General features: G+C 47.0%; 10 protein-coding genes and 2 riboswitches. Of the genes, 7 read left to right on the top strand and 3 right to left on the bottom strand.

Features of this window, described 5'->3' with window-relative positions; translation table 11 throughout:
• The first annotated feature begins 22 nt into the window (after positions 1 to 22).
• The 5 genes from MKY44_RS21890 (at position 23) to ptsP (ending at position 6,996) form a co-directional block, all read left to right on the top strand.
• Entirely contained in the window at positions 23 to 1,579 is a 1,557-nt protein-coding gene (locus tag MKY44_RS21890) for a flotillin family protein (protein ID WP_289390194.1), read from the top strand.
• Between the two features lie 165 nt (positions 1,580 to 1,744).
• Positions 1,745 to 2,599, top strand: coding sequence for a glucose PTS transporter transcription antiterminator GlcT (gene glcT / locus MKY44_RS21885; RefSeq protein WP_047844046.1), 855 nt, complete (start codon positions 1,745 to 1,747; stop codon positions 2,597 to 2,599).
• Between the two features lie 287 nt (positions 2,600 to 2,886).
• Positions 2,887 to 4,938, top strand: coding sequence for a glucose-specific PTS transporter subunit IIBC (ptsG, locus tag MKY44_RS21880; RefSeq protein WP_307542706.1), 2,052 nt, complete (start codon positions 2,887 to 2,889; stop codon positions 4,936 to 4,938).
• A gap of 77 nt (positions 4,939 to 5,015) precedes the next feature.
• Positions 5,016 to 5,291, top strand: coding sequence for an HPr family phosphocarrier protein (locus MKY44_RS21875; RefSeq protein WP_036617010.1), 276 nt, complete (start codon positions 5,016 to 5,018; stop codon positions 5,289 to 5,291).
• Entirely contained in the window at positions 5,284 to 6,996 is a 1,713-nt protein-coding gene (ptsP, locus tag MKY44_RS21870; RefSeq protein WP_036617013.1) for a phosphoenolpyruvate--protein phosphotransferase, read from the top strand. The genes MKY44_RS21875 and ptsP overlap by 8 nt, the downstream gene beginning before the upstream one ends.
• 786 nt (positions 6,997 to 7,782) lie before the next feature.
• Here the strand turns inward: ptsP and gcvPB are convergent.
• The 3 genes from gcvPB to gcvT form a co-directional block, all read right to left on the bottom strand.
• Positions 7,783 to 9,222, bottom strand: coding sequence for an aminomethyl-transferring glycine dehydrogenase subunit GcvPB (gene gcvPB / locus MKY44_RS21865; RefSeq protein ID WP_341009925.1), 1,440 nt, complete (start codon positions 9,220 to 9,222; stop codon positions 7,783 to 7,785).
• Between the two features lie 134 nt (positions 9,223 to 9,356).
• Positions 9,357 to 10,712, bottom strand: a complete 1,356-nt coding sequence (gene gcvPA, locus MKY44_RS21860) for an aminomethyl-transferring glycine dehydrogenase subunit GcvPA (RefSeq protein WP_341008586.1) — start codon at positions 10,710 to 10,712, stop codon at positions 9,357 to 9,359.
• Positions 10,709 to 11,845 carry a glycine cleavage system aminomethyltransferase GcvT gene (gene gcvT / locus MKY44_RS21855; protein WP_341008585.1) on the bottom strand — a complete coding sequence of 379 codons (1,137 nt, stop codon included), beginning with the start codon at positions 11,843 to 11,845 and terminating at the stop codon, positions 10,709 to 10,711. Before gcvT ends, gcvPA begins: the two co-directional genes overlap by 4 nt.
• A gap of 217 nt (positions 11,846 to 12,062) precedes the next feature.
• A riboswitch (glycine riboswitch) is annotated at positions 12,063 to 12,164 on the bottom strand.
• 3 nt (positions 12,165 to 12,167) lie between these two features.
• A riboswitch (glycine riboswitch) is annotated at positions 12,168 to 12,290 on the bottom strand.
• A gap of 343 nt (positions 12,291 to 12,633) precedes the next feature.
• Between gcvT and gcvH the strand changes: the two genes are divergently transcribed.
• Positions 12,634 to 13,026: a glycine cleavage system protein GcvH gene (gene gcvH, locus MKY44_RS21850; protein WP_047844042.1), complete on the top strand. Its 393-nt coding sequence runs from the start codon at positions 12,634 to 12,636 to the stop codon at positions 13,024 to 13,026.
• A 419-nt stretch (positions 13,027 to 13,445) separates the two neighbouring features.
• Positions 13,446 to 14,900: a PTS mannitol transporter subunit IICB gene (locus MKY44_RS21845; RefSeq protein ID WP_341008584.1), complete on the top strand. Its 1,455-nt coding sequence runs from the start codon at positions 13,446 to 13,448 to the stop codon at positions 14,898 to 14,900.

Below are 14,900 nucleotides of genomic sequence, written 5' to 3'. Positions count from 1 at the left end.
TGAATAAGGGGAGAGATGTGGAATGGAAAATTTGAATTTGAATTGGGATGTTTTATTGATTCCCATAGTTGTAGTCGGAGTCATTCTAATTTTAGGTCTGGCTTTCTGGGCGAGATACAAAACGGTTGGACCGGATGAGGCGATGATCGTTACGGGATCATTCCTGGGTAGTAAAAATATCTCCGATGATGATTCTGGACGGAAAATTAAAATTGTTCGTGGTGGCGGTGCATTTATCCTGCCGGTATTCCAGCAATCCGAGTTTATCTCCTTGTTGTCCCACAAGCTGGATGTATCCACACCTGAAGTATACACGGAGCAAGGGGTTCCAGTTATTGCTGACGGTGTAGCTATTATCAAGGTTGGAGGCGCTGTAGAAGACGTTGCTACGGCAGCTGAGCAATTCATCGGTAAACCTGTAGAAGCGCTGAGAAGCGAAGCACAGGAGGTACTGGAGGGGCATTTGCGGGCCATCCTCGGTACAATGACGGTGGAAGAAGTATATCGGAACCGGGATCGGTTTGCGCAAGAGGTTCAAGGCGTAGCAGCTAGAGATCTGAAGAAAATGGGCCTTCAAATTGTCTCATTTACCATCAAGGATGTTCGTGATAAACAGGGCTACCTGGATGCTCTTGGTAAACCGAGAATTGCTGCTGTGAAGCGTGATGCCGAGATAGCTGAAGCGGAAGCGATGCGTGATGCACGTATTCAGAAGGCCAATGCGGAAGAGCAGGGTCAAAAAGCAGAGTTGCTGCGTGATACCAATATCGCTGAGGCAGCCAAAGAGAAAGAACTGAAAGTAGCCACGTTTAAGCGGGATCAGGATACAGCCAAAGCGGAAGCCGACCAGGCTTACCATATCCATGAAGCTCGTGCGAGACAGACCGTGGTGGAAGAAGAAATGAAGGTTGAACTCGTTCGTAAAGAACGTGAGATCGATCTCCAGGAAAAAGAAATCGTCGTACGTGAGAAGCAATACGATGCCGAAGTGAAGAAAAAGGCAGAAGCGGATCGTTATGCGGTAGAGCAGGCTGCCGAAGCGGATAAAGCCAAAAGAATGCGTGAAGCCGATGCAGTACAGTATTCCATCGAAACACATGCCAAAGCAACAGCTGAGCAGAAGCGACTCGAAGGTCAGGCCATGGCGGATGCGGAACTTGCCAAAGGTACAGCAGATGCAGAAGTTATTCGTTTGCGTGGTCTTGCAGAAGCAGAAGCAAAAGAAAAACTGGCCGAAGCGTTCCAGAAGTTTGGCGAAGCAGCTGTACTCGATATCATTGTCAAAATGCTGCCTGAACTGGCTGGTAAAATTGCAGAGCCAATTGCATCCATTGATAAACTGACGGTGGTAGATACAGGTAAAGGTGAAGGTGCAGCACGAGTGAGTAACTATGTTACCGAACTTATGGCGACCGCTCCAGAGATGCTCAAAAGTGTATCCGGCATCGATGTAGAGCAGCTGATTAAAGGCCTTACGAAGTCCAAAACACCTGCGCCAGTTGCCATTCAACAGAGCGAGGCTGTTACAACTCCTTCTATAATCGACAAGATTGTGGAAAGAGCTGGAGTCGACGAGTAAGAAGCACTTCGAATCTTGCATGGTTGCTCTATTGACCTTAAGGCGAATTTTTGTTACTTTTTAAGCGAGACGTCCGGCGCGGTTTGCCCGCTCCGGGTGTCTTTTCGTTCGTAACAGGGTGTGACTTAATCACACCTAAGATGGTGTGAAAAAGAGGTGCAAACAATGAGCAGCTTGCATGTAGATAAAGCGCTAAATAATAATGTAATCATTGCACAGCATCCTGAACACGGGGAAGTCGTTGTTATTGGTAAAGGCATTGGCTTTAACCGAAAACCGAGTGATCACATTCCATTGATGGCTGTGGAGAAAATGTTTATTTTGAAAAACCAGCAGGAGCAAGAGCAGTACAAACAGCTTCTTCCACAGGTGGATGAAGCACTGATCGAGATTATTAACGAAGTTATTACGTATATTGCAGAGCGTACGGACGTTCCTCTGAATGAACATATCCATATTGCATTAACCGATCACATTTCTTTCGCCTTAAAACGCAAGGAGCAGGGCATTATCATACAAAATCCATTTTTATATGAAACCCGCGAGATTTATCCTGAAGAATATCGAATGGGAGAATACGCTGTTCGTCTGATCAAAGAGAAAATGGGTGTAGATCTGGGGATGGACGAGATTGGTTTTGTTGCCCTCCATATCTATAGCGCAATGACCAATCAAAATATATCCCAGGTACGGGAGCATTCACAATTGATAACTGATTTGGTGAACCTGGTGTCCGACCAACTCGATTATTCGTTTGAAACGGAATCGCTGGATTACTCTCGTTTGCTGACTCATCTTCGGTTCGCCCTTGAGCGTGTTCGCCGTGGAGACAAAGTGGAAGAGCTTCATAAGTTGGATTCCCTGCTTAAGTTGGAGTATCCCGAAATGTACTCGCTTGCATGGAAACTGACCAAAGTAATGGAAAAAAGACTGAAACTGCCGGTTTATCCTGCGGAGGTAGGTTATCTGACCATTCATCTGCAAAGGCTGAATCAGCGGAAGGAAGAAGAGAATAAGTGAGATCATTCCAGTGATGGAATGCGGAATTTATTTTTTTGGTGTAAAGGCTTGCAATAGATTAGAACTGGTGCTACAATGGTTTCCGTAATCAAGCAACTGAATAAACATAAGCGACGTGTTACTGACTCGATCAGGCATGAGTTAATTAAAGTGTGATTGTTCTTTCCTTGTACAGGGTATGCTATACCCCAAGGTTGGCACAGTTTACTTTATTAATTCATGCCTTTTTTTGTGTTCCCTTGCTTGCATCACAACATATAAATTAGACGAAAGGGAGAAACGACGCGATGTTCAAAAAGCTTTTTGGTGTATTGCAAAGAGTAGGTAAAGCTCTCATGTTGCCTGTAGCCATTCTACCTGCGGCAGGTTTGCTGCTCGGAATCGGTAACATGTTGGTTAATCCAGATTTCTTGCAATATGTAACGGCGCTCGACACCCCTTGGGTGAACTCGATCGCAACAATTATGATGAACGCAGGTCAGATCGTATTTGATAATCTGGCATTGCTGTTCGCTGTCGGTGTAGCCGTCGGATTGGCCGGTGGCGAAGGGGTTGCAGGTCTCGCAGCGATCATCGGTTATCTGGTCATGAACGTCACACTGGGTACCGCAGTAGGGGTTACTCCGGCAATGATCGGTGAAGTACCGGGTTATGCCAGCATCTTGGGTATCCCAACATTAAGTACAGGCGTGTTCGGAGGTATAATCATAGGTATTGCCGCCGCGCTGTGTTACAATCGATTTTTCAAAATCGAACTGCCGTCTTACCTCGGTTTCTTTGCAGGTAAACGTTTCGTTCCGATTATCACTTCGGTTGTTTCCCTCTTAATCGGGTTGCTTCTGGTGATTATCTGGCCGCCGATTCAAAATGGATTGAATGCTGTATCTCACTTCATGGTAGATACAAGCCCGACATTGTCGGCATTCATCTTCGGAGTTGTTGAGCGGTCATTAATTCCGTTTGGTCTTCACCACATTTTCTACTCCCCATTCTGGTTTGAGTTTGGTGAGTACGTGAACAAAGCTGGAGATGTCATTCGTGGTGACCAGCAAATCTTCTTCAATCAATTGCGTGATGGTGTGAACCTCACAGCGGGAACATTCCAAGTTGGTAAATTCCCGTTCATGATGTTTGGTTTGCCAGCAGCCGCACTTGCGATGTACCATGAAGCAAGACCGGAACACAAAAAGTATGTTGCAGGTATCATGGGTTCAGCTGCGCTGACCTCGTTCCTGACAGGTATCACAGAACCACTTGAATTCTCGTTCCTGTTTGTAGCACCAATCCTGTTTGCAGTACACTGTATCTTTGCAGGTTTGTCTTTCATGACCATGCAAATTCTGGGTGTAAAGATCGGTATGACCTTCTCCGGTGGGTTCATTGACTTCCTGATCTTCGGGATTATTCCGAACCGTACACCTTGGTGGGACGTGATTATTGTCGGATTGATTCTTGCGGTGATCTATTACTTCGGTTTCCGGTTTATCATTCGCAAATTCAATCTCAAAACACCTGGACGAGAGGATGCAACGCCTGAAACCGAATCTGGCGGAGGCTCTGGTTCAACGGATGACCTGCCACATAACATTCTCGAAGCTTTCGGTGGCAAGGAAAATATCAAACATCTGGACGCTTGTATTACTCGTTTGCGGATTGAAGTTAATGAGAAATCCAATGTGAAAAAAGATCGTTTGAAACAATTGGGTGCATCTGGTGTACTTGAAGTGGGTAATAATGTTCAAGCCATCTTCGGTACGCGTTCCGACACGATCAAATCTCAGATGCAGGATATTATTGCAGGACGAACACCAGCACCAACGCCAGCAGCTGCCAAACCAACTCCTGAAGAGGAGAAGGCACAAGGTGAGCAAGGCGAGCGCATTGTTGCTGAGGATATCGTCATGCCAGTCAATGGTGAATTGCTGGACATTACAAACGTGCCTGATCCGGTCTTTGCTGAGAAAATGACAGGTGATGGGTTCGCAATTTTGCCACATGATGGTACGATAACTTCTCCTGTGTATGGTAAAGTGTTTAATGTATTTCCAAGCAAACATGCCGTGGGCATCATGTCCGATGGTGGCAAGGAAGTGCTTGTTCATATAGGTGTTAATACGGTGAAGCTGAAAGGTCAAGGCTTTAACGTACTGGTACAGGAAGGTGATCTGGTATCGGCAGGTCAGCCGATTATGGAAGTGGATCTGGAGTATGTCAAAGCAAACGCTCCTTCGATCATTTCACCAGTTATTTTCACCAACCTGCCAGAGGGCTCCACGGTAACTCTGAAGAAGAGTGGAGTGCTGAAAGTTGGCGATCAGCCAATCATTGAGATAAAATAAGAAGTGTTACGACGATGGCAAGCAATTGTAAATATATGCAATGCCTAAACCAAACTACTGAAAGCGAGATGATTGTAATGCAACAAACATTCAGAATTACAGACGAAGATGGTATCCACGCACGTCCGGCGACAGCCCTGGTTAATACAGCAAACAAATTCAAAGGTGCAGAATCCTTTGCAGAAGCTAACGGTAAAAAAGTAACTTTGAAATCCATTCTGGGTGTTCTTTCCCTCGGATTGGAACAAGGCGACACTATCAGCATCATCGTTGAAGGCGAAGGCGAAGCTGAAGCTCTTCAAGCTTTGACTGACGTTATGGTTAACGAAGGGTTGGGCGAAATTAATGCTTAATGTCTCCGGGATCGCGGCTTCGGCGGGTATTGCTATCGCCAAGGCGTTTATCTTGGAGCATCCTGATTACTCTGTAGAAAAACGCCAAATCAACGACGTTGACGCAGAGATCGCGAAACTCGACTCAGCTCTGGGTAAATCCCAGGCTGAGCTTGAGGCGATCAAAGAGCGTACTTTACAAGAGCTTGGCGAGAAAAAAGCTGAGATTTTTGCTTCGCATTTGCTCATTCTTAATGACCCGGAACTGATTGATCCGGTTAAAGCTAGAATTGCAGATGACATGATCAATGCAGAATTTGCTTTGAACGAAACGGCATCGCAATTTATCTCCATGTTCGAGAACATGAAGAGTGCATACCTGCAGGAACGTGCAGCAGATATGCGTGACGTTACCAAACGTGTGCTAAATCACTTGCTTGGTATTGACTTTATGAGTCCGGCTGAGATCAATGAAGAAGTGATCGTGCTTGCGGAGGATCTAACACCTTCCGACACAGCTCAATTGAACCGCCAATTTGTTAAAGGTTTTGCAACCAACATTGGTGGACGTACTTCTCACTCGGCGATCATGGCGCGCTCACTTGAAATTCCAGCTGTTGTTGGAACCAAGGACATCTTGGCTCAAGCGAAACAAGGCGATATGATTATTGTTGACGGTCTGGATGGTCACGTACTGGTTAACCCTACTGATGAAGTTATTGCTGAATACCGTGCCAAACAGGAACAGTATGATGCACAACGTGCAGAGTGGAGAAAACTTCGTGATGAACCAACGGTAACGGTGGACAACGTTCATGTTGAACTTGCAGCCAACATCGGTACACCAAATGATGTAACGGGTGTTCTGGAAAACGGCGGCGAGGCTGTAGGCCTGTATCGTACCGAGTTCTTGTACATGGGCAGAGACAAGCTTCCTTCCGAAGACATTCAGTATAATGCTTACAAAGCGGTACTGGAAAAAATGGAAGGCAAACCTGTCGTTGTTCGTACACTCGACATCGGTGGAGACAAAGAGCTTCCATACCTGGATCTGCCAAAAGAAATGAATCCATTCCTCGGCTTCCGCGCAGTTCGTCTGTGTCTGGACCGTCTGGATATCTTCCGTACACAATTGCGTGCATTGCTGCGTGCAAGCGTACATGGAAACCTGCGTGTCATGTTCCCAATGATCGCAACACTTGGTGAATTCCGTGAAGCAAAAGCTGTCTTGCTCGAAGAGAAAGAGAAGCTGGTTGCTGAAGGTATTGCTGTTTCTGACAGCATTCAACTCGGAATCATGGTCGAAATTCCTTCGACTGCAGTTCTGGCGGATCAATTTGCCAAAGAAGTGGATTTCTTCAGTATCGGAACGAACGATCTGATTCAATACACGATGGCTGCTGACCGTATGAACGAACGTGTAGCGTATCTGTACCAACCTTACAACCCAGCCATTTTGCGTTTGGTTAAAATGGTTATCGATGCAGCGCATCGTGAAGGCAAATGGGTTGGCATGTGTGGTGAGATGGCAGGAGACGAAACAGCAATTCCATTGTTGCTTGGTCTTGGATTGGATGAGTTCAGCATGAGCGCAACTTCCATTCTGCCAGCTCGTAGTCAGATCACCAAACTGTCCCGTGCGGATATGCAGGAACTGGCTGCTAAAGCTCTGGATATGCAAACGGCTGAACAAGTCGTTGAATTGGTTCAAAGCATTAAAGCGTAATTTTGCCGGGGTTTCCTCCGGATTTGAGGTTTTTCTTTTTCCGATAATGAGCTGCATTGATGCAGCGATTTTGCCGGTATCCGCGATTCATGTGGATATCGGCTTTTTTTGTTATAAACAGGACATTTTGATTCGGACTCTAGTGTGTAATCAAACCTTCTTCAAACCTCGGTCTGAGAACTGGAGGGAGCTTGAATGTGGCTAAAGCAGACAAAAGCAGACAAAAGCGCTGTATTCTGAATTGCGAGATGGCGTTCTTCAGTACGAGAATGCGTACTTCATAAGGGAAAGTACAGAGAACTAAGAGAGGAAAGCTAAGAGATTAGTACTGGGGGTTAAACTTTGAGCATTAGGCGTGGGTGGTCAGTGCTAAGGAATCTGAGACATCTTATTCCGGGATTTGAAGCACCCACAGAAATCTAAAGAATCTGAGACACGTTAGGTTTCAATAAACAGCCATTTTTAGCATTTTTGTGAGGGGGTTTAGAGAAATAACGTGTCTGATGTTCCTAAGAATTGAAAAATTGAACTTGGAGGCCAAATAAGACTTCCTGGATTCGTTAGAACATCTTCTGGCTTGGTACGATCCATCACAGGCATCCGAAAGTCTGGGTATCCAGGCCTGGACGCTGGAATACATTGGAGCATAACTGGCCTGTGTTTGAGACATGCTCTAGCAGGAGGATGGTGAGCTGTAAGATTGACATCAGTAGACCGGGAAGGCAACACAAAAAACTCTTGCTGATTGGAATATCAGCAAGAGCTTTCGTGATAACAATGATTTGATTAACTGCACGCGCAGTTCAGTATAGGTTTGCGGGCGGCGGTGGTCTCATCGAGTCGAGTAACCGGTGTGCCATAAGGTGCGTTCAATACCAATTCAGGTGTCTCTTCCGCTTCTTTGGCAATCCGTATCATCGTATCAATAAACCCATCCAACGTTTCTTTACTTTCGGTTTCTGTCGGCTCGATCATGATGCATTCTTCCACGTTGAGCGGGAAGTACACCGTAGGTGGGTGATATCCAAAATCAAGCAATCGCTTGGCAACGTCAAGTGTGCGTACACCATATTGCTTCAAACCCCGACCAGACATGACAAATTCATGTTTGCATACACCCGGATACGGAATCTCGTAGTATGGTGCGAGGCGGGCCATCATATAGTTGGCATTCAGTACCGCACATTCAGAGACACGGCGCAATCCTTCCGGTCCATAGGTACGAATGTAGGCATAGGCACGTACCAATATACCGAAGTTACCATAGTAGGCTTTCACTCGGCCAATGGATTGATCGCCTTCACGATCGAATGCATATATACCATCATCATTCTTGATCACCATTGGTTTAGGCAGGAATGGAATCAGGCGATTCTTCACACCAACTGGTCCGGCACCTGGTCCACCACCGCCATGCGGTGTGCTCATCGTTTTGTGCAAGTTCAAATGCACCACGTCAAAGCCCATATCACCCGGACGGGTAATGCCCATAATGGCATTGGAGTTGGCTCCGTCGTAATACAACAAGCCACCAGCCTGGTGTACGATGGATGCAATCTCCTGAATGTCTTTCTCAAACAGACCAAGTGTATTCGGGTTTGTCAGCATCAATGCTGCCGTGTCCGAACCGACTGCTGCACGGAGTGCGTCCAGATCGACCAGTCCGTCTGCGCGGGATGGAATCGTCACCGTTTCAAATCCTGCAACGGTAGCACTTGCCGGGTTGGTCCCGTGAGAAGAATCGGGCACGATGACTTTGGTACGTTGTTCGCCACGACCTTCGTGGTAGGCACGAATCATCATAAGTCCAGTCCATTCTCCATGGGCACCAGCGGCGGGTTGCAAGGTCACAGCGTCCATACCTGTCAGACCTGCAAGGTCGTTTTGCAACGTATATAACAGTTCAAGAGCACCTTGAATGCTGGATTCATGCTGGTACGGATGGATTTTGGCAAAACCGTTATAACGGGCAACATCCTCATTGATCTTCGGATTATATTTCATTGTACAAGAGCCCAGTGGGTAGAATCCGTTATCTACACCGAAGTTGCGACGGGATAGCGCAGTATAGTGTCGAATAACATCTACCTCGAACACTTCCGGCAGTGCCGCTGCTTCCGAACGGAGCATTTCCCGGGGAATCAACGTATCGGCAGACTGGCGAGGAACGTCACATTCTGGCAGGGAATAAGCGACACGTCCCGGGCTACTGAGTTCAAAAATCAATGATTGTTCCGAAGCAGGAGATAAGGTCTGTGCACTAAATGTTGTATCCGTCTCAGGTTGAACCGAAGTGGAGACAGAGGTACCTGTTTCCGATTGTCCTTGTACCGATGTTGTCGTTGTCGTCGTTTCCTGAGTCACAGCGATCCCTCCAATGCTCGTGCGAATTCGTCAATCTCTTCCTTAGTCCGCCGTTCCGTAACAGCAATCAGCATATGTCCGGCAAGCTCCGGATAATCACGTCCGAGTTCGTACCCACCAATAAAGCCCGCATCCAGCAGTTTCAACTGAAGAGCATCCACGTCGGTTCCTTCAGGAAGCTTAATAACAAACTCATTAAATGTTGGTGCATTAAAAGTAAGGCTAACTCCAGGAATCGCAGTTAATGTATTCAGGGTGTAATGACTCTTTTGCAGATTCAGATCCGCGACATCAATCATGCCTTGTTTACCCATGATGGACATATATACAGATGCACTAAGCGCAAGCAAAGCCTGGTTGGAACAGATATTCGATGTCGCCTTTTCGCGACGGATGTGCTGCTCACGTGCTTGCAGTGTGAGTACAAATCCACGTTTGCCATTGCGATCGGTTGTCTGGCCTACAATTCGGCCAGGAATTCGGCGCATATGATGCTGGGATACCGCGAAATATCCGCATGTCGGGCCGCCGAGTGAAGCGGCGATGCCAAGGGGTTGCGCATCACCTACAACGATGTCAGCACCCAGCTTGCCTGGGGCTTCCAGCAGACCCAGCGATAGCGGGTTGGCACTTACAACGAGCAGGCCCTTGTATGCATGCACGAGGTCGGCAGCCTGCTTCACATTTTCCACAGCACCAAAGAAGTTCGGGCTCTGGATCATGACAGCAGCGGTATCGTCCGATAAGGCGGCTTGCAGGGCATCCCAATCAGTGACGCCATCCTTATAACCAATCTCGACAATCTCCAGACTTAATCCGTGCGCATATGCCTGTAATACCTGACGGGCTTCCGGATGAACGGTACGGGATACGATAAGCTGTTTGCGACGTGTTGCTGCTGCGGCCAGATTACCCGCTTCCGCAAAGGCTGTTGCACCGTCATACATACTGGCATTGGCTACAGCCATACCGGTTAATTCACAGATGTAGGATTGAAATTCGAAAATGGCCTGTAGTTCACCTTGGCTGATCTCAGGCTGATAAGGTGTGTAGGCAGTGTAGAACTCGGAACGGGAAATGACATGATTGATGACGGAAGGAACATGATGATCGTATATACCTGCGCCGAGGAAGCTGGCGTGTGTTTCGAAATTGGCGTTGGCGCCAGCTTGTTTGGACATGTGACGTGTCAGCGCATATTCATCGAGTTTGGAGGACACGGGCAGCTCGCCCTGATAACGAATCTCTTTTGGAATGTCCTGGAACAGATCCTCCAGCGTATCCACACCGATGGTTGCGAGCATGGCGCTCTGATCTTGCTCGGTCATGGGAATGTAACGGTGCTTGCTCATGCTTGATCAGCTCCTTGAGTAGGTGTCTTTGACGTACGTGTCCGTTTATGAAAAGGGGTCTTCACGACCTCGGCTTTTAGTTTCTTGCCGCGGATCTCAATCTCAAGCGGGGTTCCCAGCGCAGCGTATTTGCTGTCGATGAGGGCAAGCCCCAGATTACGCTTCAATGTAGGTGATTGCGTGCCTGTTGTCACTTCACCAATCTGTACGCCGTCGGCATAAATCGGATAGTGGGGGCGAGGAATACCACGCTCCAGCACTTCGATGCCGACCAGTTTGCGAGCAGGCCCGTCAGTTTTTTGCTGTAACAAGGCTTCGTGTCCGATGAAAGGTCCGGCATTCAGCTTCACAAACATGCCAACGCCAGCTTCGAGCGGAGAGATGGTTGCCGACAATTCCTGTCCATACAGGGGGAGCCTCGCTTCAAAGCGCAGCGTATCCCGGGCACCAAGTCCGGTTGGTACGAGTCCGTAACCTTCACCAGCTTGCATTAATCCATTCCACACCGCAGCAGCCTGGTCTGCAGGAACATATAGTTCAAAGCCATCTTCACCGGTATAACCGGTACGGGACAACAGCAACTTTACTCCACATACTTCGGCATCCTGCACAAAACGAAACGGTTCAATCGAGCTTACATCCGTATCTGTAACTTTCCCGATAATGTCTACAGCCAGTGGACCTTGCAAGGCGAGCAGCGCTGTCTGCTCCGAATCATTGGTCATGCTCACGCCAGGGATCAAGTGCTCTTGCAGCCATGCCCAATCCTTGTCGATATTGGAGGCGTTAACGACGAGCATATAATGCTGATCTTCCAGCTTATACACGAGCAGATCATCCACCACACCGCCATCTGGATAACACATCAGGGTGTACTGGGCTTGACCGGGAACCAGCGTGGTCACATCATTGGTCATCATTTGTTGCAAAAACGCTTCAGCCTGCTCACCCTGTACTGTGAATTCGCCCATATGGGATACATCGAACAGTCCAGCACGCTCGCGTACCGCTTCATGTTCTTTCTGGATTCCGCTAAATTGTACCGGAAGCTCCCAGCCTCCAAAATCAATGCACCGTACACCTTCGTATTGCTGATACAGTGGGAAGAGTGGTGTTCTAAGCAAATCGGACATCAAATCACCTCGTCATAGGCCGTCAGCCGGCCGGATATACAATCGTGGATCAATGAACCAGGGTATTTTTAAATTTTCAGCTAGATATTTTCATCACATAAGTATGGTAAGGGCAGCTATGGCAGCGCCGTTCTACATCCTGTTTTTCGTTTTTTGGGAAAAAGGAAAAGGACAGGCCAAAGAATCGGCATGCCAAGTAGCACGCTGTATTCTAAGGCTCTGTCCCTTGTACCTGAGAGTTACCCCGCCGCATTAGTGCAGCAGGTTTCCCCTTGGGTGATCATAACGCCCGCTCAGGGCGAATAGATGCTCTCCAGAGTTGCGTCCCGTAAAAGTCCTTTTGCCTGAGAGATTCACCCCCGCTTATCGGTGGTTTACTCCTTCGGCGTTACCTCATGTACATCCCGAATCGGGTGTCACGGGTAATCTCTCCCTTTACATTCATCCGCGGGTATAACATAGTCCAATAAACACATTTACTCCTCTCATTAAAACGTGAATCCACTGCCGATGTCAAGAACGATATCATAGATAATGATTAAAAACCGAATATTTAATTTATTTTTAATGTTATCGTTCGTATATTTATAAAGACTGCGCTTACTATTCTAATATTCACCAGTATATGAAGAAAGAGTGTAATCCGGTTACAGGATTTAGAGGTGTTCAATAAATAAATTGTGAGGTATCTTGACATTTGATTCAAAAATATCATACGCTATGTTCTGGGAAAAAGGTTAAGGTCAAAGAACGCATGTACTCATTAATGAAAAGCGAGGCGGATATCGATGAGCGAATTGAAAAGTGATTTCCTGTACAGTGAAGAGCACGAATGGGTGCAAACCGTAGGGGAGGATACTGTACGTATTGGCATTACCGAGTTCGCGCAGCATCAGCTGGGTGACATTGTGTTTGTGGAATTGCCTGACCTTGAAACCAATGTAAAAGCAGAGGACAGCATTGGAACGATCGAATCGGTCAAAACGGTGTCGGACTTGTTCTCTCCCGTCACAGGTTCAATTATTGCAGTGAATGATTCGTTGCAGGACTCCCCTGAACTTGTGAACAGCTCTCCTTACGAGGAAGGCTGGATGATTGAGATCCGTGTTGAGGGAGATCTGACAGCAGCATTGTCTACATTGATGAATGCAGACGCATATCGTAAACATACGGAAGAATAGCATCAACGAACTTGTACTTATTAACATATATTTTATAACCAAATGAAATGAGCTTCATATTGTTTCGACCTGTGTGAGCCGGATGCTTGCACAGGTTTTTTGTGCTTTCCAAGAATGGTTTTGAATGTGGATTGAAGCAGATTGTGGATGTAAATCACCTGATTGGACCAAGCTATAGGTTAGAAAATGATTCTGGAAATGATAAAAGTCATAGGCAAGAAAAGCCTTGTGTACCAATGGATTTAGCCATTATGCATCAATTAAAACGATTACATAACCTAATGTTGTCATCATTGTTCATGACGAAAGTACGCTTTCATTTGATTGAACAGGAGAGCATTCTCGCTTAGGATTACAGCAGGGGAGAAATGATACCCCTTTCATAAATCATAATCACTTGATCCAAGGAGGATAATACAATGAGTAATTTGGACCAATCGTCCAATTCCAAAGGTGGGCTACGGGTAGGTGTTCAGCGTTTTGGCCGATTCCTGAGTGGTATGGTCATGCCGAATATGGGCGCATTCATCGCCTGGGGATTAATTACGGCTCTGTTCATTCCAACAGGCTGGTTCCCTAACGAGACGCTTGCACAGCTAGTTGATCCGATGATCAAATATTTGCTGCCACTGTTAATTGGTTACACCGGGGGTACGATGGTGCATGGTCAGCGTGGTGGTGTCGTGGGTGCCATTATGACCATAGGGGTCATCGTGGGTAGTGATATTCCGATGTTCCTCGGTGCCATGATTGCCGGACCACTGGCCGCATGGATTATCAAAAAATTCGATAAATCGATTGAAGGTAAAATTAGAGCCGGATTTGAAATGCTGGTTAACAACTTCTCAGCCGGTATTATTGGCGGGATCTTGGGGATTTTTGCGCTACTGGGCATCGGGCCTGCTGTAGAAGCAATTAGCAAAGTATTATCTGCCGGGGTACAAGGCTTAATGAATCTTGGTTTGCTGCCGCTGGTCAACCTAATCATTGAACCAGGTAAAGTATTGTTCCTGAACAATGCAATCAACCACGGGATTCTGACACCAATTGCAACAGATCAAGCGAGAGAATTAGGGCAATCCGTATTATACATGCTTGAATCGAATCCGGGTCCAGGACTTGGTATCTTGCTTGCTTACTGTTTCTTCGGACGCGGAATGGCCAAATCTTCTGCACCGGGTGCCGTAATCATTCATTTCTTCGGGGGAATTCATGAGATCTACTTCCCTTACATTCTGATGAGACCGATTCTGATTCTTGCCGCAATTGCGGGTGGCGTCGCAGGTACATTAACATTCATGCTCACTGGAGCAGGACTTGTTTCAGCACCATCACCGGGTAGTATTATCGCGTATTTCCTCTTAACACCAAAAGGTGGATACCTGCCGATGCTTGCAGGGGTGCTTGTAGCAGCTGTCGTTTCCTTCCTGGTAGCAGCAGTGTTACTGAAAACGGGTAAACAAAAGGACGAAGATCTGGAGTCCGCATCCAGTCGGATGAAAGATATGAAGAGTCAAGGAACCGTTCCAAACGCTGGCATTACGGCTAACCAACATGAAGCAGACAGAGCCGCAGATATGGCTTCTTCTACCGTCAAAACAGACGTGAAGAAAATTGTTTTCTCCTGTGATGCAGGCATGGGGTCGAGTGCCATGGGTGCTTCCATTCTGCGCAAGAAGATGAAGGCAGAGGGGATTGACGTTACGGTGACCAATACGGCTATCAGTGATATCCCGCCGGATGCAGACGTGGTGATCACACAACAAGTATTGACCGATCGTGCCCGCTCCGTTGCACCGAATGCAGAACATATATCCATCGACAACTTCCTAAAAAGCCCGGAATACGATGCGCTCGTTGAACGTCTAAAGTAA

The sequence above is a fragment of the Paenibacillus sp. FSL R7-0026 genome, assembly GCF_038004485.1.
GTDB lineage: Bacteria > Bacillota > Bacilli > Paenibacillales > Paenibacillaceae > Paenibacillus > Paenibacillus xylanexedens_A.
This window is presented reverse-complemented; position numbering and strand designations above follow the sequence as displayed.

What these genes read in the sequence shown, in the direction of transcription:
- MKY44_RS21890 (WP_289390194.1), top strand. Translation starts at nt 23, where the DNA reads ATGGAAAATTTGAATTTGAATTGGGATGTTTTATTGATTCCCATAGTT.
- glcT (WP_047844046.1), top strand. Translation starts at nt 1,745, where the DNA reads ATGAGCAGCTTGCATGTAGATAAAGCGCTAAATAATAATGTAATCATT.
- ptsG (WP_307542706.1), top strand. Translation starts at nt 2,887, where the DNA reads ATGTTCAAAAAGCTTTTTGGTGTATTGCAAAGAGTAGGTAAAGCTCTC.
- MKY44_RS21875 (WP_036617010.1), top strand. Translation starts at nt 5,016, where the DNA reads ATGCAACAAACATTCAGAATTACAGACGAAGATGGTATCCACGCACGT.
- ptsP (WP_036617013.1), top strand. Translation starts at nt 5,284, where the DNA reads ATGCTTAATGTCTCCGGGATCGCGGCTTCGGCGGGTATTGCTATCGCC.
- gcvPA (WP_341008586.1), bottom strand. Translation starts at nt 10,712, where the DNA reads ATGAGCAAGCACCGTTACATTCCCATGACCGAGCAAGATCAGAGCGCC.
- gcvT (WP_341008585.1), bottom strand. Translation starts at nt 11,845, where the DNA reads ATGTCCGATTTGCTTAGAACACCACTCTTCCCACTGTATCAGCAATAC.
- gcvH (WP_047844042.1), top strand. Translation starts at nt 12,634, where the DNA reads ATGAGCGAATTGAAAAGTGATTTCCTGTACAGTGAAGAGCACGAATGG.
- MKY44_RS21845 (WP_341008584.1), top strand. Translation starts at nt 13,446, where the DNA reads ATGAGTAATTTGGACCAATCGTCCAATTCCAAAGGTGGGCTACGGGTA.